This is a genomic window from Sphingosinicella rhizophila (assembly GCF_032378825.1).
Classification (GTDB): Bacteria; Pseudomonadota; Alphaproteobacteria; order Sphingomonadales; family Sphingomonadaceae; genus Allosphingosinicella; species Allosphingosinicella rhizophila.
Window position 1 is genome coordinate 27,830 of record NZ_JAVUPU010000008.1, and the last position, 26,913, is coordinate 54,742.

Below are 26,913 nucleotides of genomic sequence, written 5' to 3' on the forward strand. Positions count from 1 at the left end.
TCCGGCGAACGGGAATGCTTGACGATCCCGCCAAGCCGCTGATGGGGGAAGCGGCGGACGGCTAGAAAGGAAGTTCCAAATGCTTGGCGCTCCGCACCACCTAGCATTGCGCGAGCGTGCCGAGCGCGGTGAGATCGTGTCTCCACGACTCTATACATCCGGCCCTTCGTTCAATGGCAACAGCGTCGCGACGCCTGCAGATGGTCGCCGGATGGTCGCCGAACAGAAAGCGGCAGGCTATGATTTCCTGAAAATCCATCCTGGCCTTGATCGTGCCCGCTACGACGCGATCGCCAGCGCAGCGAGAGAGGTCGGCATACCCTTCGGCGGCCATGTTCCCGTTGAGGTAGGCCTGAACCGCGCCCTGGAAGCACGCCAGGCGACAATTGATCATCTCGATGAGTTCGTGACGGCCCTTCTGCCCGAAGGCGCTGCGTCAGCCGGGCCCGGAGGCTTCTTCGGCATCAAACATGTCGATGCTGCCGACGAGGCACGTGTCCCGATCTTGATCGAGCGCATCCGCGCTTCCGGGGCATGGAACGTTCCAACCGAAAGCCTCATCCATCAAATGCTTCTCCCCAGTCCGACGACAGAGCAACTGCTCGCGCGCCCGGAAATAGCCTACATTCCGCCTGCCATGCGAGCCGAGTGGGCCAAGGCGCGCAGCGGCCTTCAGGCCCAGCCTGAACATAATGCGGCGGACGTCCGGCGCTTCGTCGAGCTTCGCGCACGATTGATCCGGGCATTACATGACGGGGGCGCCGGCCTTCTTCTCGGCTCCGATGCGCCGCAGATCTTCCAAGTGCCGGGCTTCTCAATTCATCACGAGTTGCGCGTGCTCGTTGCGGCCGGTCTGAGCCCCTATCAAGCGCTCGCCACCGGAACGGGCAATGTTGCAGCTTTCCTTGGCGAACAAGGGCATGCTGGCACGGTCGGTGTCGGCCACCGCGCTGATCTCATCTTGCTCAACGGCGATCCGCTTGCGGACGTCGCGAACGTTCAGCGGCGCGCGGGGGTGATGGTAAATGGTCGCTGGCTTTCCGAAGAGGAGATCCAGAAGCGCCTCGCGGCGATCGCAGCGCGCCATCGGGGATTATCCCCTGCCTCTTGACCCGATCAGCCGATTGCTGGCGATACAGAACCCGAATTCAAATCAGCCCGCACAACCTTCACATAACTGTTCTCGTCATTGCACGCCGGGCCATTTCCTATAAGGTCGCTCAGCGCCCCTTAACTCACTTCGTCTACTCAGCTTTTTCCGGCGGACCCGTCGTCTGGCAAGACTGCCGTAAGCGAGCCCCCGCCGACAGCAACCGCTAGCGCGGCGGTTTTCTCGGTCAGACCGGCGATCAGGACGTTCACTTGCTCCAAGAATGGTGTCGTGAGGGGCAGCGCTGCCTTCCCGCGATGATCATCGGCACGATATTCACGACCTCGGCGTCGTCGTTTGGTTCAGAATGGAACCAGAACGGCTTGTGCGCCATCGCGTTTCGGAGGGTCCGTAGTTCGCTCAGGTCGGCCTTGAGAAAAGGCCCAACTCTTGCCTTACCGCTCCAGCCGGGCGCGTACGGCGCCGAAGCGGCCGGCGAACAAGGCGATGTCGCGATTGGGACCGATCGCCACGTCGACATTGCCGAGGAAGGCGCGCTGAAGGGGCCGCGCGGCGGACTCGCGCTCGCAGGCTTCGGCGGGCCTGTCCGGGCCGAAGCGGACGGCGCCGTCCGGTTCACCCGGAGCTGCCCGCCAGCGCCCTTGGGTGACACCGCAGGGCTGGGTCAGGCGGAACCGGCTGCCGGGCAGGATCGCCAGCGTGCCGCCGCCCTCGTCCAACAGGGTGAAGCGCATGCCGGGCAGGAGGCGGGTGGTGACGCCGCCCGTGCCCGGCGGGACGTCGCCGGTGCGGCGCAGGCGGATCGCGCCGGCCGGCGAGGACAGGAGGAGACCGCCGGGGATGCGGCCGATCCGCGGCTCGGCAAGGACCATGCGCTTGAAGTGGGCGTCGTCGCGGCCGGGCAGGCAATTGGCCAGCGTGGTAAGGCCACTGCCGTGGAGGAACAGCTGCCGCTCGAAAGGGATCGCCAGCCCTTCGGTGCGATTGCAGCCGTCCCAAAGATAATATGCGTTGCGGGTGAGAATGAGCTCGGCCGCCTTGGCGCCTTCACGCTGCGCCGGGGCGGGCCCGCCTTCGACCTCGTAGCGGCCGGCGAGTGCCGCGGCCTCGCTGCTTCCGCGTCGGACGAGGTCGCCCACCATCCAGTGCCCGCCGCCGGCGAGCAGCATTTCGCCATTGGGGCCGTTGCTGTAGCGCAGTGCCCCGCGCATCGCCTGGGACCAGGCCTCGCTCTGCCCGCGCGAGATGGGATTGCAGGTGCGCGAGATGGAGCGTTCTGGTCTCAGGGTGACGGCGCCCGGGCCGGTCTGGGTCCAGCTGCCTTTCATGGTGAGGCAGGGCGTTTCGAGGGTGAAGCGGTCGCCTTCGACCGTCAGGGTCGGTCCGGAGCGCGCCCCCGGCATCTCGATCGGCCGTCCGTCGAGCGCGCCGAAGCTCCAGGCCGTGCCGATCAGGGGGATGGCCGGAGTGACGGAGCGATCGCGGGGCAGCGGTCCGGTGCGCTCGAGCTCAAGCCGCTGATCGGGAGCGACCAGGGCGAGCCGGTCAGCGCCCCGCCACTGAACGCGCGGGGCGCCGGCCAGCAGGCGCTGAACCGCCGCCTCCTGTCCGTCGAATGGTTGCCCACAGGCCATGGCTGTGGACATGGCGAAGCCGCCGTAGAAGCGGCCCTCGTGGGCTAGCCCCTGCCCACCAAACCCGTTGCACCCGGCATAGCCACCATAGCCATTCTCGTCGAAGGTGATCACGGGCGACCTGCCATCCCGCCCTGCGACCGGGGCTCGGCCATCCAGCGCGGTGATCCGCCACTTGCCGAGCAGGTCGGGTGAGGCTGCCTCCCGCGAAGCCGGTTGCGATGGGGCAGATGAGCAGGCGGAGGCAACGAGCAGCAAGGCGGCGAAGCGAAACATCATGACATAACGCCTGAAGGCAGCCGAACGCCGCCTGAACGACAGCGACCGCTTCGGCGCGGGTCGCTCATTCGGTTTAAGGGTGGAGATTGGATGGAAAACGGACACTGGGCCCGCCAGATCACGCTCCTTCAAGCAGCCGGACCAATGCTTCCATGCCGGGTCCTATCGCAGCCCGATTGCGTTCCCGGAGCTTGCGGACTTTTGGACTTTGATCGGAGTTCGCTCGAACGGCCATGCGAGTAAACTGGTCGAGACGTGACTCGACGAGCCATTCCAGCAGTTCGGGATACTGGCGCCATGCAACTGCATTGAGTTGCTTATTATAGAGCATCGACAGGATATCTGCCGGTCGATCCGGGATCGGCACCGGTCGGCACAATGCATTCTTTGACTTGTCGTCCTCGAGCATCAACTCGATCTTTGCGATCAATGCGCCGCTGAACGTGGGAGCGCATTGTCGCACATACTGAGGCACGATCCTGTTTTCCTGGAAGACCGGCTGCCCCGCCATCCTCGGGATCCCACATGCCGAACAATCGACGAAAACAGTGTCTCCGGAGGTGCGGAATTCACCGCGCTCGAGCGTCACCTTGCCATTCTCGATCCTCTTGACTCGGCCCAACCGGATGACGTTCTGAATCTGCTTGACCAGCGCATACTCTCCGTCGCTGACGATAGCGCAGCGGTACATGGTCGGGAGGATCGAGGAGTCGAGACGGCGGACAAACCCTTCACGTTCAAGACAAAGGAATATGTCATCGGCATTGTCAGCTCGGCTGCAAGCCTCCCACTGGGCGGCGAACCATCCGAATGTAGGTTCGAAGAAGCGATAGTCGGGCTGGACTGTGGCGCGATTGAGCAGCCACGCGTCACGGGGACGAACCCAGCTTATCGAGTCGGGGTCCGCTCCATTCTCCAATAGCCATGTCACCGCATCGAGTGCTGTCTTGCCGCCGCCGATGATGACGATCATGTCTGGCTTCTCAGACAATTCGGTCAGATCGTTGAGCGGAATCAACCGGACTCCTTCGGACACTTCGAATGCCGGGGGGCAACGCGAGGGCACGCGGGTATCCGCGACGGTTGCGTCGATCAGCTTGCGCCTCCACCGCAATGTCGAGGACCGACCAGTCACCATCGACGTCGCTTCGCCGCCTTCCTTCATGTCATGCATCGGCAGGTAGTGGACTCGACCGCTTGGCAGGAGCTTCTGCCGCATGACCTGATCGAGATAGGAACGGATCTCGTCTCCCGTGGCGAGTTCGAACAGTCCTTGGTTAAGGCCTGACTCCTCGATGCGGTCATTGCCAAGATGGAGCGAATTCACGCCGTAATTCGCCGAAGGCCCGTGTAGTCTCACGAACGGATAGGCATCATGCCAATGTCCGCCCGGCTTGTGCCTTCGATCAACAATCGCGACGGTACGATTGCTATCGCTTATCAGCGTGTCGGCTACAGCCATGCCTACCGCGCCGGCTCCCACGATCACGTAATCGACGTCTATCTTTGGATTTGCGTTCATAGCTGCTCTCCACCCGGAGATACTTGCCGAAATCAGGCTTGACTACGCACTCGCACTAAACATCGCGGCCGTGGGGGAGCAGGTATACACGCGGCCATCTTCGAAAAAACTAGTGGTTTCCAGCGGTGCTTCTTGGGTCGCTTGGTACGCATCATGGCCGGAAAACCGAGGATGTCTAGTGCCGGCACCGGGACAGTGGCGGTCCGCGACCATCTCTCTCAACAGCCCGCTTATGACGCAAGCCCAGGTTCCACCGACATCGAGCTGGGTGGCAGCTTTGCGCCACCGGCGGTCATTTCCCGATGAACGAGAGGCCCCAAGAAGCAGGCGCACGATTCAGAACGCCTCAACACCCCTAGGCTGCTGTTGCGCCGGAGAAGAGATCCATAATGCTTGATCTGACTTAGGCGTTCAGTCAGCCTCGCGCGCGAGGAGATGGAATGGCGGATCCGCTGGATCGGAGCGTAAGGGCACGTTTGCTGCATTATTTGCAGGCGCGTACCCGCGTGGCCGATGAAGCCGAAGACATAGTCCAAGAAGCATACCAGCGTCTCGCCGCTTACCCTCGCCCGGCTGAGATTCAGGATGGTGAACGCTTTCTGTGGCGCACGGCGTTCAACTTGGCCTCTTCGCTGGCTCGAAGGCGCCGAGTGCGCTCTGACGCCCACTCCGATCTGGCGCTTATCGAACATCTTTATCCGCACCAACCTCCACAGGATGAGGTGCTGACCATGCGCGAGCGTCTACGATTGGTGGAGCAAGCGATCGCAGACCTTCCCGACCGGGCACGTGAGGTTTTCGTGGCAATCAGGATTGGGGGTATGACCTATAGCGAAGCCGCGCGACATTTCGATATTTCGATCAGCGCCATCGAAAAGAACATGGCACGTGCGATCGCTCTGATGACGATCAAGGTGCACGGCCTTGACTGAGTCGGTTCATCATCAACCTTTGGGATCAGACGCAGTGGCCGAGGCGGCCGTCTGGATTGCGCGACTCCAATCCGATCGGCGCGACTCAGGTCTTGAGGCCGATTTCCGCGCATGGCTTTCGGCAAGTGAGCGAAACCGCGCTGCCTTCGAAATGACTAGTGAGACCTGGGAACTTGCCGGCGGCATTACGGCCCCGCCCAGGAACCGCCAGTCGCATCGTCCCGTACCGATCGCGGCAATGGCTATCAGTTTCGTATTAATCGCCGGCCTGGTGGGGTGGCAGATCGACCGCGGTGATCCCATCGACACTGCTGTCGGGGAGCAGCGGTCGGTCAAGCTTGCCGACGGTTCGGTTGTCACTTTGAACACTGCGACAGAGCTCAGTACCCATTTTAGCGCAGATCGCCGACTGGTTCGGCTGGACGAAGGCGAAGCTTCGTTTGACGTCGCCAAGGACAGCTTGCGGCCATTTATCGTCGAAGCGGGTGACGCGCGTGTCGTCGCCGTCGGCACAATATTCGATGTTCGTTATATGCAAGGCGTACTTGCCGTGACCCTTGCCGAGGGCAGGGTTCGCGTCGTCGACACCCAAAGCGCGGAGGGCAATGCGCCCGCGGAGGTCGATATGAAGCCCGGTCAGCGCCTCGTCCGGCTGACAACAAATGCACCGGCCCGCGTCGCCGCGGTCAATCTCCAGAATGCGCGTGCCTGGCGATCGGGGCAGGTGGTGTTTGCCGATACGCCGTTGGCCGCTGCCGTCCGGGAAATGAACCGCTACACCGACTCTCCCATCCGTATCGCAGATGACAGGATCGGATCGCTTCGAATCAGCGGTTCTTTTCGCGCGACTGATACCGCCCAATTCGCACGCGCGGTCGCGGACATTTACGCGCTTCGCATCGACGGCGGGAACAATGCCATGATCCTAACCGAGGCGCGACCGGGCAGGCCTTAGAAAATATGCATTCCCAAAAAAGCGGGGTGGGGTGATCCGCAAGCTACCGCGTCTATGATCGACGGCCCGACAAGAGGCCGCCGGCAAAGCGCAGTTTCGAACGGGGGAATCATGTTTCAGCGGGCACCTAAAATGGCATTGATGGTTTCGGCGACCGTCATGATTGTGGCAGCACCGGCGTCGGCCGCCGACCAGGCAATCGCCTTCAACCTTCCCGCCCAATCGCTGGAAGCGTCGCTCAAGACCGTTTCGAGCCGTACCGGCGCCAACATTGTCTTCGCCCCCGCAACCGTTGCGGGCCACAAGGCGCGCGCCTTGAAAGGCAGCTTCACCGCCGGCCAGGCCGTTTCCCGGCTCATCGCCGGTTCCGGACTTTCGGCTGCACCCAATGCCGACGGAACGATTCTGGTGCGACCGGCCAAGGTCAGAAATTCCTCAGCGACAGCCCAATTTCAGGCCAATGCGCCGCAAACCGATAATCTTGCTTTGGCTGGTCAAGACGAGGGGCAGGCCTCGGACGGCGACGCCGGTGTTTCGCCCGATATCGTTGTCACAGCGAACAAACGTTCCGAACGTCTCCGAGATGTACCCGCCGCCGTGACAGCTTTGACGGCGGATACCCTGACCCAGTTGAACGCGGTTCGATTCGAGGATTATGCGGGCCAGGTTCCCGGCCTTAACATTGTTCAGGAGCGCCCGGGCAACGTTCAGATCAACCTTCGGGGCGTGACGACGGGTGCGACGCAGCCTTACGCGACCGTGGCCATTTATGTCGACGAAACCCCATTCGGATCGAGCACGTCCGTCGCCGCCGGTTCGGTGCTCACGCCCGATCTCGACACGTTCGACCTCCAACGTATCGAGGTGCTGCGGGGACCCCAGGGAACTCTCTATGGGGCCGGCGCACTCGGCGGCCTGGTCAAGTTCGTTACGATCGAACCGAATGCGCAGGAATTCTCCGGACAGATCCGGCTGGACGGTTCGACGACGGAAGGCGGCGGCGACGGTTATGGAGTCCGGGCCGCATTCAACTTGCCATTGGTCCGCGACAAGCTCGCGGCAAGGATCAGTCTCTACAACCGACGCGATCCAGGCTTCATCGACGATGATGGCCGCGGCGTTCATGACGTCAATTACACGGAAGTGACGGGTGGCCGCCTGTCGCTGAGCTGGAGGCCCACCCAAGATTTTTCTGTTCGGGGAACCGTGACCGTACAGGATCTGAAAAGTGGCGGCACACCCGTCGAGGAAGTCGATCTCGATGTCGTCAACAGTCGCATACTCGGGCCCACGTACGGCCCCTACCAGCAGCGCCGCCTCTTTTCCGAACCGTCCAAGATCGAATATCGCATCTACGATTTGACCGCGAAATGGGACCTGGGTGCAGTCAATCTCGTTTCGGCAACCAGCTATTCGACGCTCGACAATGTCACGGATGCCGACATTTCGGGGGCCATTCTGCCGTTCATTCCGTTCTTTCCCGATCTTGCCGGATTTCCGATCGCGGGTGCCAAGAATCCAACCATCACGCGCCAGGAAAAGTTCACCCAAGAATTGCGATTGTCGTCCAGCCTGGGCCGCGCGCTCGAGTGGCAATTGGGCGCCTTCTACACCCATGAAACGGCCTCCAACCAAGGCCTGTTATACGGCGTCGATCAGAGCGGTGAGACCATCGCGGGCCTCGCGCTCTTGTTCAACACCAGGGTTTCGTCGCGCTATGACGAATATGCGGTGTTCGGTAATATCGACTATCATTTCTCTGACAGGTTCGATGTCAGGCTTGGGGCCCGTTATTCAACCAACGCCCAGGACGTAGATGACCTGTCTTCGGGCCTTCTCAACTCGGGGGTCGTGGTCAGTTCGGAGAGGGATGCGGAGGACGACAGCTTCACCTTTCTCGTTAATCCGCGTTTCAGGATCAATGACGACATGATGATCTATGCCAATATTTCATCAGGATATCGTCCGGGCGGTGGCAATACCCAGCCTCCGATCGGGCCGGGCTTTACGCCGGTGCCGGACACGTTCCAGCCGGCATCGCTCATCAATTATGAACTCGGGTTCAAATCGTCATGGTTCGACCGACGGCTGAACCTTGAACTTGCGGCCTTTCTTATCGATTGGCGCAAGGCTCAGATCCCGACCCAGTCGACGACGACCTATGTGAAGACTGCGCCTGCGCGCATCCGCGGAGTTGAGGCCTCTTTCTCCGCGATCCCCGCCGAAGGCCTCACCCTTTCGGGCCAGTTCACCTATCTCGATGCCGAGCTGCGCACTGACGAACCCGGATTTGGCGGATTCCGCGGCGACCGTCTTTCCTATGTTCCCAAATGGAGCGGCGCTTTGAATGCCGACTATGAACGGCAGCTCTTCGACAGGGTTTCCGGCTTTGTCGGCGCCACGTATCGCTACACCGACGATCGATTGTCGGATTTCAGCATTTTCGGGTTACCACCGTCGCCGCTGCCGCGATTGACGATCCCTTCCTATGACGTGATCGACCTGCGGGCCGGCATCAACAGAGATGAGTGGAGCCTGAGCTTCTTCGTGAAGAATCTGGCGGACAAGCGAGGGATCAATCGCATCAACACCTTGTCACCGCTGGGCTCCAACGCGTCGATGATCCAGCCGAGGACATTCACCCTTTCGCTCGCGACGCGGTTCTAGACCGACCGACTCATTTGCCGAGGAGGCCGCCGTGGATCATTGGACCATATTCGCGCTCATCTCCGTGGCCGGCCTCATGCTCGGTGTGGCCTGGCCATTCCCGTCAATTTCGTCCGACCCAGTCGCCCGGGTCTCGCGCATGTCGTGGTTCAAAACGGCCTGGCTGGCCGAGATAGGCCTGTTCGTCGCGTGGATCGGCCAGGTCTTCTACTTATTGTCCAATCCCGCGCTGGCCATGTCTGGGGCCGGGGACATGTTGCGATGGGGCCTGGGATTCCTGGCCGGTTTGGCGGCGATTCTCGCATTTCCCTACGTCGCCTTTCGCTGGCGGTCGGGACAGGGCCGGCCACTCATGGCGCTTGCCGTTCTTTGCAGTCTCTATCTGGCTGCATTCATCACCCGTTACTGACCTCTCGCGATGGCCGCCATTCGGCCGAAAGGAAATGCCGTGCGGAGTGCCGCGATCTTGTTTATCGGCCTGCTGTCCTTGCCGGCCTGTTCGTCCGCGCCAGCGCCCGGCCGCCTTGTAGACGTTGGCGGGCACAAGCTTCACATTGCTTGCAGCGGCAGCAGGCAGGCAGGGCGTCCAACAGTCGTGATCGATTCAGGCGCCGGAGTGACGAGCCCGGCTTATCACTGGCTGCAGGAAGGTGTCTCCGACACGACGCGCATCTGCTCCTATGACCGCGCCGGGATCGGTTGGAGCGAGACCTCCGATCAATCTCACGATGCCGTCTCCGCCGCCGATCAATTGCATATGTTGCTGGAACGGTCGGGCGAACACGGACCTTATATTATCGCGGCGCACTCGATTGCCGGATTATATGCGCATGTGTTTGCGGCCAGGCATCCAGACAGCATTGCCGGATTGGTCCTTATCGATCCCAGTCACCCAAAACAGCAGGCAGCATTCAACACCAGGCTTTCGCCGGATCAGGAAGATCGCGCTGATCGGATGACACGTTATCTGGGTTTCCTGGCCGGGACTGGCCTGACCCGCTTTTATCATCCGCTGTTCAACATGAAGATGGTGGCATCGCTGCCAACGGATGTTAAACGGCAGATCGAAGGTCTTTCCCACCGCGCTGACAGCTATCGCTCGACCTACCAGGAAGCGCGGGCTTTCGACCAGTCCGCTCGCGAGGCCATCGCCGCCGGCCCGTTGGGATCAATTCCCCTGATGGTGATCAGCGCGCAGTCGATCGCAACCGACGGCGACCCGATGTCGCAACAAATGGCCAAATTCGATGCGATCAAGATCGGCCTTCACACGGACCTGCTCAACCTCTCCACGCAGTCGAAGCACATTGTCGTGGCGGGCGCAGGTCATATCACTCTGGTCCTGGAAAAGTCGCATGCCGCGAAGGTCGTCGCCGCGATCGAGAGCTTGGTCCTGGCTTCTCGTTCCGGAGGCTGGCCGGACGACCGAGCGACAACCTCCGGACGCGATCGGGCTGGTTGAACCGGGGCTGTCGTTACGAACCGGGCGGACAGGAAATAGCGGAGGCAGAGTTGGCACATTGGATAAAAACCGTCACGGCAAGTCTGGCGTTGTTCGTTGGGAGTGCGCTTTTCCCGACCGGCGGCGTCTCTGCGCAAGGGGATGAAAAGCCCGCGCCCGTAGAGCGAAACGGCACGGTCAACATCGCTCCTGCCGCCATTCCGTTTTCGGATCTGGCGAGCGAACAACTTCGCGACGCCTTCGTTCGGCGCACGTTCGTCGACACCTATCCAACCCTCGCCGGGCCCATCACTGCACCCGGGGTGATCGCAAAGCTCCGGAAAGATCTCGACGAGACGTTGTTCAAGCCCGCGCTCGACGGCATCAAGACCCTATATCCGGTCGACATCGCCGCGGCGAAGATTGCCGGCGTGAGCGTGGAGATCATCACCCCAAAAGGTGGTGTCGATGCCGGCAATGCCAACCGGGTGCTGATCAGTCTGCACGGCGGCAGCTTCATGGTGGGAGGTGGCTTGGGCGGAAGGCTCGAGGCCGTGCCGATCGCGAGCGTTGGCAAGATCAAAGTGATCTCGGTCGATTATCGGAAATGGCCGGAACATAAATTTCCGGCTGCCAGCGAAGATGTCGCCGCAGTCTATGCGGAGCTGCTGAAGTCGTACAAGCCTGGATCGATCGGAATTTTCGGATGCTCGGCGGGCGGAATGCTCACGGCGGGATCGGTCGCGTGGTTTCAAACGCATGGACTGCCGGCGCCGGGGGCGATCGGAATTTTTTGCGCATCGGCTGGCAATGATTTCGAACCCACCGGAGATTCTCGCTATTTCGCCTCGCTGCTCAACGGCTATCCGGCACCGCCGCCACCGGCGGTTGGAAAGCCTGTCCGCCAGGATGGGTATTTTGAAGATGCAGACACTTCGGGCCCGCTCATTTCACCAATCAATTGGCCGGACGTGTTGAAGCGCTTCCCGCCCACTTTGCTTCTCACCGGAACCAGGGCAGTGGAATTGAGCGGGGCGATCAACACGCACAACAAGCTCATAAGGCTTGGCGTCGAAGCAGATCTGCATATCTGGGACGGCGCTGGCCATGCCTTCTGGAGTGTGCCCGACACGCCCGAGATAAGGGAATCGTATGATGTTGCCGTGCGCTTTTTCGGCAAGCATCTTGCCCGCTAGTGATGCCTGTCAACGATGGGGCAGGGCAGGGGACGATGCTGCACGCATGAGGCCTGTGGCCATTCCGCGCCTTGGACTCATTGCAAAAGCGGTTGGTCGAGGCCTTTCGCCGTCAAATGTCCATTATGAGTGACGGCCTGAACCAACGGTCGGGAAAATAGCGTTTGGCGGTCGGGAAGGTGACATGTCTATGTGTCTTCGGCTGGGCCGTCATTTTCTCTGACCTCGCACAGATCCAATCCCCGTGCAGCGGGTTCGTGAATCGGCTTAACATCAGACGGCAAGGCCGCTTCGATAGCGGTGATCGATGCATGAGCGGCGTGGTGTCGCGCAGTCTAAAGGCCACCGCTAGTCAGACGCGACACGCCCCGCGACGGCCCGATGCGGGGGAGAACGGCAGTGCCCGTCACGGTTCGATCCACATCCTGCCCACATAAAACAGGCATCGCCGCTCTAGACGTTCTTGATATGTTCTCCATTTTCTGCTACATGCCCGCCGGATGGAAGAAACCACTTTCACGGTCTCGTTGCCGTCCCTGGCGGAAGGCGATCGCACCTCCGCATCTCCCGCTCCCACGCTCGCCTTCGATCCCGTCGCGCTGGAATATCGGCACGACGGCTGGACCCCCGAACGCCAGCGCGCCTTCATCGAGGAACTGGCCGATTGCGGCATCGTTCGGGAGGCCGCCGCCCGCGTCGGCATGACCGAGCAAAGCGCCAGCCGCCTCCGCCGCCGCGACGAGGCCGCCTCCTTCCGCATCGCCTGGGACGCCGCGATCCGCATGGGCGGCGAGCGGCTTCGCTCGGTCGCCTTCGATCGCGCGGTCAACGGCACGCTTCGCCGGCATTATTATCATGGTGCTGTGGTCGACGAGGAACGGGTCTACGACAATCGGCTTCTCATCTATCTGCTCGGCCGCCTGCCGTCCCCGGGCCTCCCGCCCCCCTGGAACGGCGATCGCTTTCTCGCCCTTGCCGATCATGGTCTGCCGATGCCCGAAAGCTTCGACAAGCCGGTCTGGCGCGAGGCGGAGCGCGGATGGCGCACATCCTTCCCGCCGCCCGATGGCTTCGCGGGCGACGAACATGGTTGCTTCGGCGACCCGGATTATGATCGCGCCCTCACGCCCGAGGAACAGGCCGCCGCCGATGCCCGGATCGCCCGCAAGCGCGAGCAAGCCGCCCGCGCGCGCAATCTCTATTTCGAACATATGGGCTAGTTTTTTTCGTCTATTGGGAAGCCGAACCTTCTGAACCTTCGGCGTCCCAAAACGCTCTTTCTCACTGTCGGTACGAATATGGCCTGATGGTCGAGGGGATGAGGTGACTTGGCCTCATCCCCTCCGGCAGGCAGGGTCGGGCGGCGTCATAATCCGGGGTCGCCCGCAACCTCGCGTAATTGCATCCGAAGGCGTCTTCACGACCGATGGACTTGGTCATTTGATAGACTGGGTTCATTCGATAGACGGAGCTCATTGCCCTTCCGCATCGTCGCTTTTCGCGGACAACCGCTTGCTCGCCCAATCGCTCAGGCTGTCCAGCACTTCGGTCGGGACACGCATCGACGGGAGGAAGCCGTAGCCGCGCCCCCGGCCATCCGGGTCACGAAGGAATAGATGGTTGAGGATCGGAAAAAGCCGGACGGAAACGTCTTTATTCCCGTTTGATTGAAATGCGGCGGCCAGTCGCGACGCACTGAACGGCGGCACCTGGCGATCGGTCGTCCCTTGCAGGAGAAGGACCGGCACCGTTACACGCCGGGCATTGGGAATGCTGTCGAGGCGGATGATCGCGCGGGCGCGCGGCGATGTATATTGCTTCGCCAGCGTCGCCGCCGCTTGAGCCTCACGATCCTCGCGCGCGATTGCGGGGTCCCGATCCACCTCGTATCGGATTTGATAATCCACCGTCTCGCGACCGGTCGCCGGTGCGCACATCAGGACCAGCGCCGCGACGTCAGGATCCTCGGCCGCGATCAAGGGCGCGATCATGCTTCCTTCGCTCCAGCCTAGCAGGGCGATCCGCTTGCGATCGATGTCCGATCGGCCGCGCAGATATCGAAGCCCCGTCTTGATGTCCGCCGCTTCGTCATAGGTGGTGGCGATGTCCCAATTCCCGCTCGATCCGCCGACACCGCGATCGTCCAGCCGCAGGACCGCGATGCCGCGGTTGGAAAGGGCGTCGGCAATCTGCCGGAATGGGCTGCTGGGCGAGGAAGCGGATGAAGAGGCGTTCCGGTGGCTCTTGCTCGACCCGGTAATCAGGATCATCGCCGGCACGCGATCCCGTCTGTCGAGCGGCATCGTGAGCGTGCCGGCGAGCACATGGCCTTCGGGCGCGGGGATGCGAACTTCCTCGGCCGTGTACCGGGCGCCGGGCTTGCTGCCATAAGCTTCCCAATCTGGATAGGACTCGCGCGGAAAACGCCCCAGTCTTTCGATGGTGAGGCCATAATCGGGAAGCTGCCCCGAAAGGACTCGCCCTGTCTGGTCCACCACCAGTTCGAAGAGCTTGCCGCCGATCTCGGCTCTGGCGCGATCGGTCCCGATGAAGGAGATTGTCGCCGGGATGCTCTTCTGATCCACCCATCGGTACACCTTCGTGGTCACGACCGGCGTTCCCTGCGTCCTCGCAAAGCGGATAAGCTGCTCCAACATTCCCACCGGCGCCTGGTCGAAATAGAGTGCCACCCCTTCCTTCGCATCCTGAGGCGCCGTCTTGGACGATTGCTGCAGCGGTGTGACCAGCCGGATCGGCGCGCTGCCGGGCTGGGCAATCTCGATCGCCACTTTTGTAACCATGCCGGAGGCTCCAAGGTCGAGCGTGTAGGCGATCGGCGAAGACTCGTTGACGATGATCGTTCCGGAAGAGGCGTCCGCCGTGCGGCTATTCCACTCCGCCGAAACGATGTCTGCGCCCTGCCGCATCAGGAATACCGTCTCTTCGCCGGGCGTGACGCCGGGGGCCGAGACCGAGGCCGATGGTCGATCAGAGGCTGCCGCGAGTTGCGACGCGCATGATGCCAGACCAAATGTGATCGCTGCGAGGAAGATGGCGCCGCTCGTCCGAAGCATTGTCCCGATTCAACCTTTCCTGTCTGCTGGCGTCGGCTTCGCCGGTCGTCGAGCCCGATTTCGCCTTTTCACCTTGGCTTTCTAGCATTCCGTACGAAGGGGATCCCACTATTTTCGCTAGGTTTTTCACTGCTATTAGAGCTGACGGGCAAATATTGCCGCGAATGTGAGGGAAAACGCTATGGACAGTTTTGACCGGGCAATACTTGCGGTGCTCGCGCAGGATGGTCGCATCAGCTGGAAGGATCTCGCGCAGCAGATTGGTCTGTCCGAGACGCCTACCGTGCGAAGGGTCAAGGCCCTGGAGGCCAGAGGCGTGATCGACGGTTATTCCGCCAGGATCAACGAAGCTGCGGCCGGCCGCCCGATCAGCGTCTTCGTCTCGGTCTCGATGGACCGGCAAAACCAGCCCGAACTCAACACTTTCGAGGCCGCTATCGCAGATTCGCCGCTGATCCTGAGCTGCTTCATGCTCGCGGGCGATGTGGATTATCTGTTGCGTGTGGCCGTCGCGGACATTGCCGAATTCCAGCGCTTCCTTGACGAGGTGTTGCGGCCTATTCCCGGGATGAGAACGATCAGTTCCAGCTTCGCGCTGAAGCCGGTCATTCAGAGAAGCCTCTCGGTCGGGTGAAGTCGTTCCGCCACTGCCCAACGATTCGGTCCTGCCTCGACGGCAACGTCCGACGGGAAAAATGTAAGAGGGCGACTTTTACGAGAGCATGGGAAATTTGCGCGCACTCAAACAGGCTATTGCGACTTAATCGCAAGAGTGATAGGTCTTGCTCCCATGATCGTTTGTGTCTGCAACGCATTACGCGAATCCGACGTCCGCAAGGCCGCTAGGGAAGGGGCGTCCTGCCCGACCAGCGCTTATGCCCGTTGCGGGCGGCGCGCGCGGTGCGGCCAATGCTTCTCATTCGCACGCCAGATCATCGCCGCGGAACGTGTGAGCGCCTAGCAATAGCAGCTTCATTTTTCGCGGAATTCTGCGACTTTTAGCCCCTTTGGAGGGTTCCTTTCCGCCGCCTCATTCGTTAGACAGGCGCCGAACAAGGAGGCCGTGATGAAGGGTGACGATCGGGTAGTCGAGCTGCTGAACGAAGCGCTCAAGAATGAGCTGACCGCGGTCAACCAATATTGGCTTCATTACCGACTGCTCGACAATTGGGGCATTTCCCGCCTCGCGGATTTCGAGCGGCACGAGTCGATCGACGAGATGAAGCATGCCGATCGCTTGACCGAGCGGATCCTGTTCCTGGAAGGCCTGCCGAATTTCCAACTGCTCGGGCGGCTGCGCATCGGCGAGAATGTCGAGGAGGTGCTGCGCGCCGATCTCGATCTGGAATATGAGGCGGTGGGCCAGCTCAAGGGTGCGATCGAACATTGCGAGACGGTGCGCGATTATGTCAGCCGCGATCTCTTCACCGAAATCCTCGCCAACGAGGAGGAGCATGTCGACACGCTGGAGAAGCAGTTCGACATGATCGAGAATATGGGGCTGCAAAATTATATCCAGCTCCAGTCGAAGCCGGCCGAGGACTGATTTCGGCGCCGGCCGCAGGGATTATGGCAACTACCGGCGCCGGCCCCGGTCGCGGCTGAACGGCGTCCTTCCCTTCATTCGTCCAGCCAGCGAAAGGCGCGCCGCAGTTCGGCCGCGCCGTCGTGATCGTACCAGCGGCCGTGGGCGAGGATGATCCGTTCGGGATTCCATGCGATCATCTTGTCGATCGCGGCCCTCAGCTGCGCCCGCCTGCCGGCAAAGGTGAGGCGCATGTCGCGGGGCATGCTGCCATGCGGATCGCGGACGCCGCCCAGGCGGGTGAGCAATCGCATCACCGGATTGCGAAGGCGCTTCGGCTCGAAATTCTCGATGAGGTCCGCGACGATCAGGGTCGCGGTCGGCCGGTGGAAGAATATCACCTCCGTCATGTAGCGGCTTTCGATGGGCAATGTGTCCATCCAGCTGTCCCAGGGCCAGCCACCCTGGGGACAACCGCCATCCCGGTCGAGCCGGTGGAAGGGAAAGTCGACGGGCTTTCCCCTCTGCGCCTCGATGCCGGGGGCGAGATAGGCTTCGCTCTGCGGGAACGCCTTCATCCATTCGCCGATCCAGGCATGATGGATGCGGTTCGGCGCAACGATCCAGCGCGGTTCGCCTATGGCCTCGATTTCCCGGCGGAGCTCTTGTGTCGGCGGCGTCGGGGAATGGATGAAGAGATCCCGCTTTCCCGACCGGACGATCGTCATTCGCGTCGGAAACGGCAGTTTCGGCCAAGGCATGCCGAAGCGGATGATCGGCCCGTCGACGATCCACAGATTCTCGCAGACCGGCTTGAGCCGGTTCAGCGGCGGATAGGTGAAAGGCGGGTCCTGTCGGTCGTTCATGGCCCCGTCCGGCCTCCGCGTGCTCTGGCGCCTATCGGCCGGCCGCAGCTACAGCCGGGCTTTCTTCCGGTCTTCTTCGGCGATCTGCTGGCCGCGCGCCTCGGCGGCGCCGAACAGCAGGCGGTGGGAGGTCTCGGCCGCCGCTTCCGGCGTCATCGTCACCGCGACGCCATCGGGGCCGTCGACATTCACATGCCCGTCCTCGGCGCCGACCTCGCTCGGCTTGTCGTGGATTTCCCGATCCATGCACAGCAAACATATCGTCGCCGGCCTTGTTCCCGCATGTCGCCATTCGCCCCCGTCCCATTGCGGCGATCGAGGCAGCACCTTAAGCGGCAGGCGGCAGGACAAAAGGAGCGAGGCCATGCATTTCGTCGTCATCGGCAAGGACAAAGCGGACGGGCAGGCCCGCAAGGAGCGGCGCGCCGACCATCTCGAATTCGTCGCCGGCGCGCAGGACGGGATCGTCTATGCCGGCCCGCTGCTGGACGAAGGGCGGATGATCGGCAGCCTCTTCGTCTTCGACCTGCCCAGCCGGGACGCGCTGGACGCGCATCTGGCCAGGGATCCCTATTTCGCGCCGGGCATGTTCGAAACGGTGGAGATTTACGAAAGCCGCTGGATGGCGCCGGAGCGGGAAAAGGGCTTCCTTGCCGAAGAGGCGAGGAAAATGCGGGCGGCGGACGCCTGAATCGTTCGCATCAGAGTTCGCATCAGAGATCGACCAGCGGCGCCGGCGGCGGAAAGGCGAAGGCGCGGGCCCGGATCCAGCGGGAGGCGATGAACTTTTCGCCGCTTGTGACCGGCAGGCCGGCATGTTCGGAGAGCGGATCCGCGCGGCCGTCGGCGCCGACATTGGCGAACAGCAGCGCATCGCCGGTCCGGCCCTTGTAGCAGAGGCCGGTGCGGACGAAGCGGGTCTCGCCCCCTTCATAATCCTCGTTGAGATGGACGAGCAGGGTGGCGATGCGCTGGTTCGGCTCGCCGGGAAGCGCATCCATATGGGCGCGATATTCGCCGCCGGCCTGGTAGCGGAGGAGCTGCAGCGGTTCCCCCTGGCCGGGCTCGGTGCCACTGGCCGCGGCGATGCGGCGGTTGAGGGCGTGGATGGCGACATCCTCGGCATAGAGGCCGAACATCGCCGCATCGGAGGCGCGGACCGGATGCGGGACGGTCCGGCCGCTGGCGGGATCGACGACCAGCGACGGCTGCAGGACAGGGCGGCCGGCTTCGATCAGATAGGCGCATTCCTCCGGCGTCATGAAACCGGGAATCGCGACGACGTCCGGCGCGTCGCTCAGCCGGCGCGGGGTCGGGAGAGATGTTGGGGCGCCGCGAGCGTCGATCTCCATTTGCCCGATCAGGCCCAGCTGGCGGGCCGCGTGGGGATAATGCGGCGCCAAAGCGCGCAGTTCGGCCAGCGCGCCGGGCCAGTCGGCCTGGCCGCCGACGCCCGCAGCGAGGAAGGCCGTGTGCAGCAGCGCCGCCGCTTCATGTCTCTTGGCGGCCGCGCCCTGGAGGAGCGCACGGGCAGCGGCGAGATCGCGGCGGACCAGATCGCCGCCGATGCGCCAGTCGGCCAGCTCGACCATCGCCGTCCGATCCCCGGCCGCGGCGGCGTCGATGAGGCATTGCGCCGCCTCCGCGAACCGACGCGCGCCGATCAGGGCGTTCACCCGCTCGATCAGGGCCTGCCATGCCATCGTTCAGCCATTAAGCCCGATGGCCGGAAAAGAAAGAGGGGGTTTCAAGGGCTTGGCCGAAGACTTTGGTCAGGACGTGGTGGCGGGGCGGCTTGCGCTTCGCTGTTGCCGGGCCTAGCCGAAGGCCATGAAGGTGATCGGCCGCTATCAGGAAGATGGCTATGCCCATATCGAGGGCCTGGTTCCCGTCGAGATCGCTTTGGCCTTTCTCCAGGGGCTGAAGGAGCAGATCGGGCCGGGCGCCATCCCGCTCAGCCGGGTGGAGGATTTTCCCAACCTCCTCGATCGGCCGGCCTTCGAGATTTACGGCCATCATTACAAGCCGATGCTTCATTTCCTGTGGGGCCTGACGCCGATCGTCAGCCAGATCGTCGGGCGGGACCTGCTCCCCACCTACGATTATTTCCGTATCTATCGGGAGGGCGACGTCTGCCGCGTCCATTCCGACCGACCCTCCTGCGAGCACAGCCTTTCGCTGGCGCTGGATTATAGCGACGGCGAGATCTGGGACCTGGAGATCGGCAAGACCCGCCATCCGGCGCCCTCCGCCCAGGTGGATGCGGATTTCGGATCGGAGCCTTTCGCCGCGATACCGCTCGCGGTCGGCGACGCCTTGCTCTATCGCGGGGTCAACCACCGCCATGGACGGACCAGGCCCAATCCCAATGGCTGGTCCGCCCACCTGTTCCTGCACTGGGTCGATCGCTTAGGTCCCTATCGGGATCAGGCCTTTGACGGGCAGATCCGGCCCGCGCCGGTCAATTTCAGCTTCGCCTGACCCTTTCGGCCCTTGCTGGCGCGCGTCAGCCCTTGAACGTCACCATGCCGTTCGCGTCGATCGGCCAGGCGGCGTTCCAGGCGATTTCCCACGCATGATCGTCGGGATCGGCGACATAGCCGCGAAGGCCGCCATGGGGAGGCGTGTCGGCAGGGCGGAGCATGCGTCCGCCGGCCGCGACGAGCCGATCCATCAGCGGCGCCACCTGGTCGGCGGTGCGGACATTATGGGCCAAGGCGAAGGCGCCTTGCCGGGCGAGGCCGGGACGGTCCATGTCCTTTTCCAGTTCGGGCTGGAGCCAGGTGCCGAAGACGAAGCCGTTCATCTGGTAGAAGGCGATTTCCGCGTTCTCGAACACGGGCGACCAGCCGAACCCTTCGACATAGAAATGGCGCGAGCGGGAAAGATCGGAGATTCCCAATGTGACGACGGCGATCTGCTGTTGCATGTCATTCCCTTTCCATCGCCGACGCGTTGGCTGCGCCGGCGTTCAAGGGCCGCGGGTCTCGGCAGGCGCCGGACAGAGCTTCGAGAAGCGGACGGGCCAACCTGACCGTCCTGTCTTTTTCGACCGGCTCGATCTCTAACCCGGTGCCGTCCGCGTGGCAAACGGCCTGCCTTCCCTCGCCGGAAATCTCAGCCAGGCCGGTCTTTTGCTTCGGCCGCCTGGGCAAATGTGTCGGCAAGGATGGCGCACCAGCGCCCGACGCCCTCCGGGTCCGCCAGATGATCCTGCCTGATCTCGATCTCGGCATAAAGGCGGCGGTCCGGATAGGCGTGGACCGGGATGGTGTGATCGACATCGTCCATGGCATAAGGCTGGTTGTCGCCCACGACGAGATCGGGCCGGTCTCGGAGCGCGGCCAGCAGGGACGTGGCGAAACGCGTGTCGCCGCCGGCATGGAGCACGCCGATGTCCCAGGGCCGGTCGAAGCCCAGCATCCAGGGCGTGAAGCTGTGAAGGGCGATCAGGATGGTCTCGCGGCCCTCGGCTTCGCGGCGGGCGATCATTTCGGCGATGGCGCGCTGATAGGGCGAATGCACCTCTTCGATGCGCATCCGGCGCTGGCCTGGCGTGAGGTTCTCGTTGCCGGCAATGACGGTGCCGTCGCTGATCGCGGGGATGGCATCGGCACGATCGGGATCGCGGTTGCAGTCGATCACGAGCCGCGAATAGGTCTGCCGGACGAACACGGCGTCGAGGGCGGAGGCGAGCGCTTCGCCAACGGCGCCGACGCCGATGTCCCAGCCGATATGCCGGTCGAGATCGGCTTCGCCGAGGCCGAGCGTTCCGAGCGCTGCGGGGATCGCCCGGCCGGCATGATCGCCCAGCAGCAGGAACGATGCGCGTCCCTTTGGGTTGAACACCCGCACGGCCGGCGGATCATCGGCGGTGAGCAAATTTCCTGACGCGGATTCCCGATGCCTCTGCTCAACGTTTCTCATATCACCACCTATACCTATCGCCAGCCGGTGGCGTTCGGCGAGCACCGACTCATGGTGCGCCCGCGCGAGAGTTACGACCAGCATCTCGTCGATGCCAGACTCCGGATCGAGCCGCGACCCTCGGGCCTGCGCTGGGTCCAGGACGTGTTCGGCAATTCGGTGGCCATCGCCACCTTCGACAAGAGGGCGAGCAGCCTGGTGGTCGAAAGCCAGGTGAAGGTCGATCACCACCCGGCCGAGATCCAGAAGGTCAATATCGAGGATTATGCCCGCCTCTATCCCTTCACTTATGCCGCGGAGGAAATGCCCGATCTCCTCCGCTCGATCGAGCGTCAGCATCTGGATCCGCTGCGCCAGGTCGACAGTTGGGCGCGGCAATTCCTGCACCCGTCGGGCAAGACCGAGACGCTGGCGATGCTTTCGGGGATGACCGAGGCGATCAAGCGCGACTTCACCTATGTCTCGCGGGCCGAGAAGGGAACCCAGACCCCGATAGAATCATTGACCCGGATGAAGGGGACGTGCCGCGATTATGCGGTGCTGATGATCGAGGCGGCGCGCGCCCTGGGCTTCGCCGCCCGCTTCGTGTCGGGCTATGTCTATAATGCGACGGCCAGCGAACGTCGTACCGGGGGCGGAAATACCCATGCCTGGGTCCGCGTCTACCTGCCAGGTTCGGGCTGGGTCGAGTTCGATCCGACCAACGGCATCGTCGGCAATCGCGGCCTGATCCGTGTCGCGGTGGCGCGCGACATCTATCAGGCCGTGCCGGTTTCCGGGACCTGGAGCGGCTTTCCCGGCAGTTTCCTCGACATGGAAGTCAGCGTCGACGTGAGGGTCGACGGCCAGGTCAAATCGCCCAGCAATGCTGCCGCCGGCGGCACAGGAAAGAGATGAAGATGCTGATCCGCGCAGGATATGACATTTGTTACGAAGCCGACACCGACACGCCGATGATGGCGATGCTGAACCTGCATCCGTCCCGCAACAAGGATTTGAGGACGCCGCAGCGGATTTTCGTCGATCCCGACATCCCGATCTACGATTTCCTCGATGCCTATGGCAATATGTGCACCCGGCTGACCGTGCCGAAGGGCGGGGTGACCCTGTCCTGCGATTTCACCATCGAGGATAGCGGCCTGCCCGATCCCGTCGCCCGCGATGCCGTGCAGCACCGGATCGAGGACCTGCCCGATGATGTGCTGATGTTCCTGCTCGGAAGCCGCTATTGCGAGACCGACCGGCTGTCGGACACGGCCTGGTCGCTGTTCGGTCATATCGACAATGGGTGGGACAAGGTGCAGGCGATCGTCGACTTCACCCACAATCATATCAGCTTCGGCTATCAATATGCCCGGCCGACCAAGACCGCCTGGGACGCCCATCAGGAACAGAAGGGGGTGTGCCGGGACTTCGCCCACCTGGCCATCACCTTGTGCCGATGCATGAACATACCGGCGCGCTACTGCTTCGGCTATCTGGGCGATATCGGCGTCCCGCCCGCCGATGCGCCGATGGACTTTTCGGCCTGGTTCGATGTCTATCTGGGCGGCGCCTGGCACGCCTTCGACGCCCGGCACAACCGTCCGCGCATAGGCCGCATCCTGATGGCCCGCGGCCGCGACGCCACCGACACCGCGCTCACCACCAGCTTCGGCCCGACCAGGCTGGTGCGGTTCGACGTGCACACCGACGAGGTGACCGAGCCGCGTTAGATCCTTGCTTCCATGGGAAAGGATTGGAAACCAATGCCTTCCGGCCCATATATTGGGTCAGGCATGACGAACCTCGGAGGATAAGATGGCCGGCGGTTGGACGCGCGACGGCGCGGTTCAGGAGCAGATCGACGACACGGTGAAGGACGCCGTGCTGAGCGCGCGCGCGGCGATGCTGGCCGGGGCGGGCGCGGACCATTGCGACGATTGCGGCGAGCTTATACCGGAGCCACGCCGGATCGCCTTGCCGAGCGCCCGGACCTGCGTCACCTGCCAATCGGCCCGTGACGGCCGCAAGGTCGCTGCCGGCATCAACCGCAGGGGCAGCAAGGACAGCCAGTTGCGGTGAGGGGCTGCCGTGGCACGTGCCGCGGAACGACAGATCGCCTTCGCCATTGGCGGCCTTAATCCAGATCAACGACGTCGGCTTTCCGTTGCTGCTAGGTTACCCGTTCAACCTTGGGGGACCGGCAACTGCGAATCGAACGGGCCTGTATGGCGCTCGAAAAGGGCTGCTGCCTGGAGCTTTATTATGACGGCTGGAGCCGGGTCGTCGAGGTTTACGCCGTCGGTTTGGATTCCGAAGGCCGGGAAGTGATCCAGGCGTGGCAGCCGCAAGCCGACATCAACGGGCCTGGCCGGCCGGGATGGAAGCTGCTCTACCTGGACGAAACGCGGAAGGTCGCGGTATCCGGTTATTTCGCCGAAGCGCCCCGGCCGGATTATGTCCGCGACCCGGCGATCGTGAAAGTGCTTCGCGAGATCGCTCCCTTGGAAACATCCCCGCAGGAATGATCCGGAACGCGGGCTTCAATGCACGCCATATTCGGTGCGCGGCGGGCGGGGAGCAAGCGGCGCGGGCGGCCTTCCGGATTCGGCGTCCATCCAGTCCTTGACCAATTGCCTTTGTCCCGCCGCCATGATTTCGGCGCCGCCGGGCATGGTCCGCAGGGCGGAGAAGGTCGGGTCCCTGAGCGACATGGCGAGGACGCGGATGATCGGCATCGCGCCCCGATAGGCATCGTGGAAATTGTCGGCCCGGAAGGTGACCGAATTGTCGCGATAGTCGATGCCCGGAAAGCCTTCGAGGACCGCAAGGTTCGCGGGCGGTATGGCTTTCACAGTGACTTCGGCCGGGGCGTCGAGCTTCATGAGCTTCGCCGATTCCAGCCCGCGCACAGCTGCTGCGGCCTCTTCCACCATCGCCTTGTGGACGGCTTCGACGGGAACCAGCTTCGCCGTGCGGGCATCGGTCGATTGCTTGACCTCGACATAATGAAGCCAGGGCATGCCCGACAGATCCTTCCGCAATTTGTCGTCGCCGGCGGCGAAGATGACGGGGATCCCAACCTCGCCGAAACTCAGAGCGACTATTTCGGTCTCGGTGATGTTCCTGCCGTCGAGGCTGAGATCGACGCCGATCGTGTAGGTATGGGCGGCGAAGCCGAGGCTGCCGTTCTTGGCGTGCATGCCGACGACGGCAACGGCATCATAAGCGCCGGCTTTGGAGAGCGCGATATAAGGATCGAAGCTGGTGTCGCGGCGAACGAAGACGGCCCTCGGATCGAGCCGGTCGGGTGAAAGATCCGGGGCCTGGTTGCCGCTGCCATGGGCATCGACCACGTCGACGGCCGTCGCGCCGCCCTTGAACAGGCCGTCGACCACCGCATTGACGTCCGCGACCAGGCGGTTCTGCGCTTCGGGATAATCAGGATCGCCGAAAAGGAAGCTGGTCGGATTGTCGACCCCCGACAGGCCTTCCATGTCGTAGAGGACGAGGATTTTGATACTGTCGGCGCGGTCGACCTTGGCGGGGCTGATCGTCCAGGGCGCCGGGGGGGTCTGGGCCGGGGCGGCTACGGACGGAACAAGAGCCGCCAATGCGGCCGCGGCGGCGAGATGGAGTGTCCGGAACGTCATGGTCATCCTTCGGCGATAAAGTCTGTCCGATCCATGTCCGTTGAAGAGACCGAATCGGTGCCCGCTTGCGATCCATGCAAGCTGACAGCCCGGGCCGGCCTCCGCAATCGCGCAGGCGCGCTATCCTCCAATGACGAAGGTACGTGATTTGCTGCCGCGTCAGCTCTCGCCGCTGATGGGTTCGGCCTGGGCGCGATGCATTTCGGCTGCAACGCCGCCGCCGAGGACCTTGGCGCCGGCCACCTGCAGCTGGTTCATGAGGCCGTGAACGACGCTGCGCTGACCCTTTTTCATCGCTTCCCAGCCGGTCTTGGCGACATCGGCCGGATCATCCTTGTCGGACTGGCCGACCTTCGTGTCCTCCATGTTGGCGCGCTCGAAGAATTCGGTGTCGGTGGGTCCGGGCTTGAGGCAGGTGACCGTCACTTCCGTGTCCTTGAGCTCGTTGCCGAGCGCGTCCGAGAAGCTGTCTATGAAGGCCTTGGAGCCGTTATAGACGGCCTGAAAGGCGCCGGCGACATGACCGGCCACCGAGCCGGTGATGAGGATGCGGCCCCGGTTCCTCGCCACCATCTCGCGCGCCACCTTCTGGATCAGGTAGACCGTGCCGGTAATGTTGGTGTCGACGACGTGGCGCCATTCGGCCGGATCCTGATCGAGGAAAGCGTGACCCAGACCGTGTCCGGCATTGGCGACGAGGACGTCGACCGGACGGCCGCCGGCGGCTTCCAGAAGCCGGTCCACTCCTTCGAAGGTCGACAGGTCGGCTTCGACGTTGTGAACCTCGACACCAAGGTCCTGGAGCTGGCGGCTCGCGTCGATCAGCGGCGTGTCCGCGACGACGAGCAGATCATAGCCGTCGGCGGCGGCAAGCCTGGCGAGTTCCAGGCCGATGCCGGTCGATGCGCCGGTGACGATGGCGAATTCAGGCTGCGGCATGTTCGGTCTCCCTGGAGGGGGTCGTGGAGGCCATGCCGGGCTTCAGGACGATCTTCGTATATTCGTTCTGGTCGTCGTGCCAATGCTTGTACATGGCGGGCCCGTCCTCGAGACTGGCATGGTGGGAAATGAGGAAGGTGGTGTCGACCTGCCCCTCGCCGATCATGTCGAGAAGCTGCTTCGAATATTTCTGCACATGTGTCTGGCCGGTTTTCATCGTCAGGCCTTTCTCCATGAAGGCGCCGATCGGGAATTTGTCGGCCATGCCGCCATAGACGCCAGGAACGGAAACGCGTCCGCCCTTGCGGCAGGCGAGGATGGCCTGGCGGAGCGCCGCCGGCCGATCGGTGCCAAGGAAGGTGTGGGCCTTTATCGTATCGACGATATTGTCGATGCCGAGCCCATGGCTTTCCATGCCGACGCAGTCGATGCAGGCATCCGGACCGATGCCGCCGGTCATTTCGAAAAGGGCCTCGCGGATGTCGGTGTCGCGATAGTCGAGGATCTCGGCGCCCATCTGCCTGGCGAGGGCCAGGCGGGCGGGATAATGATCGATCGCGATGACCCGGTGCGCGCCCATGATGAGCGCGGACTGGATCGCGAACAGCCCGACCGGGCCGCAGCCCCAGACGGCCACGGTATCGCCGTCCTCGATCTCCGCATTTTCCGCGGCCATCCAGCCGGTCGGCAAGATATCGGACAGGAACAGGACCTTGTCGTCCTCGAGCCCGTCCGGAATGACGATCGGACCGATGTCGGAATAGGGGACCCGCAAATATTCGGCCTGGCCGCCCGCATAGCCGCCGGTCAGGTGCGCGTAGCCGAAGGCCGAGCCCATCGGATAGCCGTAAAGCGTCTCCGACATGTCGGACGTGGTCGCCGGATTGGCATTGTCGCAGGCGGAATATTGCTGCTTTCCGCAGAAGAAGCAGGAGCCGCAGGAAATGGTGAAGGGGATGACGACGCGCTGGCCGATTTCCAACGTGCTCTTGGGCCCCACCTCGACGACTTCGCCCATATTTTCATGGCCGAGGATGTCGCCCGCCCGCATGGTCGGGATATAGCCGTCATACAGGTGCAGATCCGACCCGCAGATCGCAGTCGACGTGACCTTGATGATGGCGTCACGGGGATTGACGATTTCCGGGTCGGGAACGCTGTCGACACGTACGTCGTGGCGGCCGTGCCAGGTCACTGCGCGCATGATTTC

The 26,913-nt window shown here is 62.9% G+C and carries 27 protein-coding genes and 1 pseudogene; 17 read left to right on the forward strand and 11 right to left on the reverse strand.

What is annotated here, in order from left to right; all coding sequences use genetic code 11:
- Positions 1-79: 79 nt before the first annotated feature.
- Positions 80-1,111 carry an amidohydrolase family protein gene (locus RQX22_RS14945; RefSeq protein ID WP_315727357.1) on the forward strand — a complete coding sequence of 344 codons (1,032 nt, stop codon included), beginning with the start codon at positions 80-82 and terminating at the stop codon, positions 1,109-1,111.
- A 434-nt stretch (positions 1,112-1,545) separates the two neighbouring features.
- Here RQX22_RS14945 and RQX22_RS14950 read toward each other — a convergent pair whose 3' ends face one another.
- Positions 1,546-3,024 (reverse strand): META domain-containing protein, encoded by a 1,479-nt coding sequence (locus RQX22_RS14950; RefSeq protein ID WP_315727358.1) that lies wholly within the window; start codon positions 3,022-3,024, stop codon positions 1,546-1,548.
- Between the two features lie 118 nt (positions 3,025-3,142).
- Positions 3,143-4,507, reverse strand: coding sequence for an NAD(P)-binding protein (locus RQX22_RS14955; RefSeq protein ID WP_315727359.1), 1,365 nt, complete (start codon positions 4,505-4,507; stop codon positions 3,143-3,145).
- A 479-nt stretch (positions 4,508-4,986) separates the two neighbouring features.
- On the opposite strand from RQX22_RS14955, the gene RQX22_RS14960 reads away from it, so the two are divergent.
- From RQX22_RS14960 to RQX22_RS14990, 8 genes and pseudogenes are all read left to right on the forward strand, one after another.
- On the forward strand, positions 4,987-5,478 hold the full coding sequence (locus tag RQX22_RS14960) for an RNA polymerase sigma factor (RefSeq protein WP_315727360.1): 492 nt from the start codon (positions 4,987-4,989) through the stop codon (positions 5,476-5,478).
- Positions 5,479-5,512: 34 nt separating this feature from the next.
- Positions 5,513-5,617, forward strand: a pseudogene (locus RQX22_RS19350) (DUF4880 domain-containing protein); the annotation flags it as partial.
- Between the two features lie 12 nt (positions 5,618-5,629).
- Entirely contained in the window at positions 5,630-6,433 is an 804-nt protein-coding gene (locus tag RQX22_RS14965) for a FecR family protein (protein ID WP_315727361.1), read from the forward strand.
- A 159-nt stretch (positions 6,434-6,592) separates the two neighbouring features.
- Positions 6,593-9,100 carry a TonB-dependent receptor gene (locus RQX22_RS14970; RefSeq protein WP_315727362.1) on the forward strand — a complete coding sequence of 836 codons (2,508 nt, stop codon included), beginning with the start codon at positions 6,593-6,595 and terminating at the stop codon, positions 9,098-9,100.
- 31 nt (positions 9,101-9,131) lie between these two features.
- Positions 9,132-9,509, forward strand: coding sequence for a hypothetical protein (locus RQX22_RS14975; RefSeq protein WP_315727363.1), 378 nt, complete (start codon positions 9,132-9,134; stop codon positions 9,507-9,509).
- Between the two features lie 9 nt (positions 9,510-9,518).
- Positions 9,519-10,562 carry an alpha/beta hydrolase gene (locus RQX22_RS14980; RefSeq protein WP_315727364.1) on the forward strand — a complete coding sequence of 348 codons (1,044 nt, stop codon included), beginning with the start codon at positions 9,519-9,521 and terminating at the stop codon, positions 10,560-10,562.
- A 50-nt stretch (positions 10,563-10,612) separates the two neighbouring features.
- On the forward strand, positions 10,613-11,737 hold the full coding sequence (locus RQX22_RS14985; protein WP_315727365.1) for an alpha/beta hydrolase: 1,125 nt from the start codon (positions 10,613-10,615) through the stop codon (positions 11,735-11,737).
- Positions 11,738-12,237: 500 nt separating this feature from the next.
- Positions 12,238-12,957, forward strand: a complete 720-nt coding sequence (locus RQX22_RS14990; protein WP_315727366.1) for a hypothetical protein — start codon at positions 12,238-12,240, stop codon at positions 12,955-12,957.
- A 252-nt stretch (positions 12,958-13,209) separates the two neighbouring features.
- On the opposite strand, the gene RQX22_RS14995 is transcribed toward RQX22_RS14990, so the two are convergent.
- Positions 13,210-14,811, reverse strand: a complete 1,602-nt coding sequence (locus RQX22_RS14995; RefSeq protein WP_315727367.1) for an alpha/beta hydrolase family protein — start codon at positions 14,809-14,811, stop codon at positions 13,210-13,212.
- A gap of 181 nt (positions 14,812-14,992) precedes the next feature.
- On the opposite strand from RQX22_RS14995, the gene RQX22_RS15000 reads away from it, so the two are divergent.
- Both RQX22_RS15000 and bfr read left to right on the forward strand, forming a co-directional pair.
- The gene (locus tag RQX22_RS15000; RefSeq protein WP_315727368.1) at positions 14,993-15,445 is read left to right on the forward strand and encodes an Lrp/AsnC family transcriptional regulator; all 453 of its coding nucleotides are present in this window, start codon (positions 14,993-14,995) and stop codon (positions 15,443-15,445) included.
- 432 nt (positions 15,446-15,877) lie between these two features.
- A complete protein-coding gene (gene bfr, locus RQX22_RS15010) occupies positions 15,878-16,357 on the forward strand; it encodes a bacterioferritin (RefSeq protein ID WP_315727370.1) in 480 nt (159 codons plus the stop codon).
- A 74-nt stretch (positions 16,358-16,431) separates the two neighbouring features.
- Here the strand turns inward: bfr and RQX22_RS15015 are convergent, their stop codons facing one another.
- Both RQX22_RS15015 and RQX22_RS15020 read right to left on the reverse strand, forming a co-directional pair.
- The gene (locus RQX22_RS15015) at positions 16,432-17,202 is read right to left on the reverse strand and encodes a DUF4336 domain-containing protein (RefSeq protein ID WP_315727371.1); all 771 of its coding nucleotides are present in this window, start codon (positions 17,200-17,202) and stop codon (positions 16,432-16,434) included.
- 48 nt (positions 17,203-17,250) lie between these two features.
- Positions 17,251-17,448, reverse strand: a complete 198-nt coding sequence (locus RQX22_RS15020; RefSeq protein WP_315727372.1) for a hypothetical protein — start codon at positions 17,446-17,448, stop codon at positions 17,251-17,253.
- A gap of 118 nt (positions 17,449-17,566) precedes the next feature.
- Between RQX22_RS15020 and RQX22_RS15025 the strand changes: the two genes are divergently transcribed.
- Complete coding sequence (locus RQX22_RS15025; protein WP_315727373.1) at positions 17,567-17,893, forward strand: YciI family protein; 327 nt, start codon at positions 17,567-17,569, stop codon at positions 17,891-17,893.
- 22 nt (positions 17,894-17,915) lie between these two features.
- Here the strand turns inward: RQX22_RS15025 and RQX22_RS15030 are convergent, their stop codons facing one another.
- Positions 17,916-18,905, reverse strand: a complete 990-nt coding sequence (locus tag RQX22_RS15030) for a 2OG-Fe(II) oxygenase (RefSeq protein WP_315727374.1) — start codon at positions 18,903-18,905, stop codon at positions 17,916-17,918.
- A gap of 127 nt (positions 18,906-19,032) precedes the next feature.
- Here RQX22_RS15030 and RQX22_RS15035 point away from each other — a divergent pair, with 127 nt between their 5' ends.
- Complete coding sequence (locus tag RQX22_RS15035) at positions 19,033-19,683, forward strand: hypothetical protein (protein ID WP_315727375.1); 651 nt, start codon at positions 19,033-19,035, stop codon at positions 19,681-19,683.
- A gap of 25 nt (positions 19,684-19,708) precedes the next feature.
- Here RQX22_RS15035 and RQX22_RS15040 read toward each other — a convergent pair whose 3' ends face one another.
- Together RQX22_RS15040 and RQX22_RS15045 are read right to left on the reverse strand one after the other, a co-directional pair.
- Positions 19,709-20,131 (reverse strand): VOC family protein, encoded by a 423-nt coding sequence (locus tag RQX22_RS15040; protein ID WP_315727376.1) that lies wholly within the window; start codon positions 20,129-20,131, stop codon positions 19,709-19,711.
- Positions 20,132-20,319: 188 nt separating this feature from the next.
- Positions 20,320-21,084, reverse strand: coding sequence for an N-formylglutamate amidohydrolase (locus tag RQX22_RS15045; RefSeq protein WP_315727377.1), 765 nt, complete (start codon positions 21,082-21,084; stop codon positions 20,320-20,322).
- A gap of 21 nt (positions 21,085-21,105) precedes the next feature.
- Between RQX22_RS15045 and RQX22_RS15050 the strand changes: the two genes are divergently transcribed.
- From RQX22_RS15050 to RQX22_RS15065, 4 genes are all read left to right on the forward strand, one after another.
- Positions 21,106-22,026 carry a transglutaminase family protein gene (locus RQX22_RS15050; RefSeq protein WP_315727378.1) on the forward strand — a complete coding sequence of 307 codons (921 nt, stop codon included), beginning with the start codon at positions 21,106-21,108 and terminating at the stop codon, positions 22,024-22,026.
- 2 nt (positions 22,027-22,028) lie between these two features.
- Positions 22,029-22,844: a transglutaminase-like domain-containing protein gene (locus RQX22_RS15055; protein ID WP_315727530.1), complete on the forward strand. Its 816-nt coding sequence runs from the start codon at positions 22,029-22,031 to the stop codon at positions 22,842-22,844.
- Positions 22,845-22,929: 85 nt separating this feature from the next.
- Positions 22,930-23,193 (forward strand): DksA/TraR family C4-type zinc finger protein, encoded by a 264-nt coding sequence (locus tag RQX22_RS15060; RefSeq protein WP_315727379.1) that lies wholly within the window; start codon positions 22,930-22,932, stop codon positions 23,191-23,193.
- A gap of 146 nt (positions 23,194-23,339) precedes the next feature.
- On the forward strand, positions 23,340-23,639 hold the full coding sequence (locus tag RQX22_RS15065; RefSeq protein WP_315727380.1) for a hypothetical protein: 300 nt from the start codon (positions 23,340-23,342) through the stop codon (positions 23,637-23,639).
- Between the two features lie 15 nt (positions 23,640-23,654).
- Here the strand turns inward: RQX22_RS15065 and RQX22_RS15070 are convergent, their stop codons facing one another.
- The 3 genes from RQX22_RS15070 to RQX22_RS15080 all read right to left on the reverse strand — a co-directional run bounded on the left by RQX22_RS15070 (position 23,655) and on the right by RQX22_RS15080 (position 26,907).
- A complete protein-coding gene (locus RQX22_RS15070; protein WP_315727381.1) occupies positions 23,655-24,764 on the reverse strand; it encodes a M55 family metallopeptidase in 1,110 nt (369 codons plus the stop codon).
- 159 nt (positions 24,765-24,923) lie between these two features.
- Entirely contained in the window at positions 24,924-25,703 is a 780-nt protein-coding gene (locus RQX22_RS15075) for an SDR family NAD(P)-dependent oxidoreductase (protein WP_315727382.1), read from the reverse strand.
- Positions 25,690-26,907 (reverse strand): zinc-dependent alcohol dehydrogenase, encoded by a 1,218-nt coding sequence (locus RQX22_RS15080; protein WP_315727383.1) that lies wholly within the window; start codon positions 26,905-26,907, stop codon positions 25,690-25,692. Before RQX22_RS15080 ends, RQX22_RS15075 begins: the two co-directional genes overlap by 14 nt.
- Positions 26,908-26,913 lie beyond the last annotated feature (6 nt).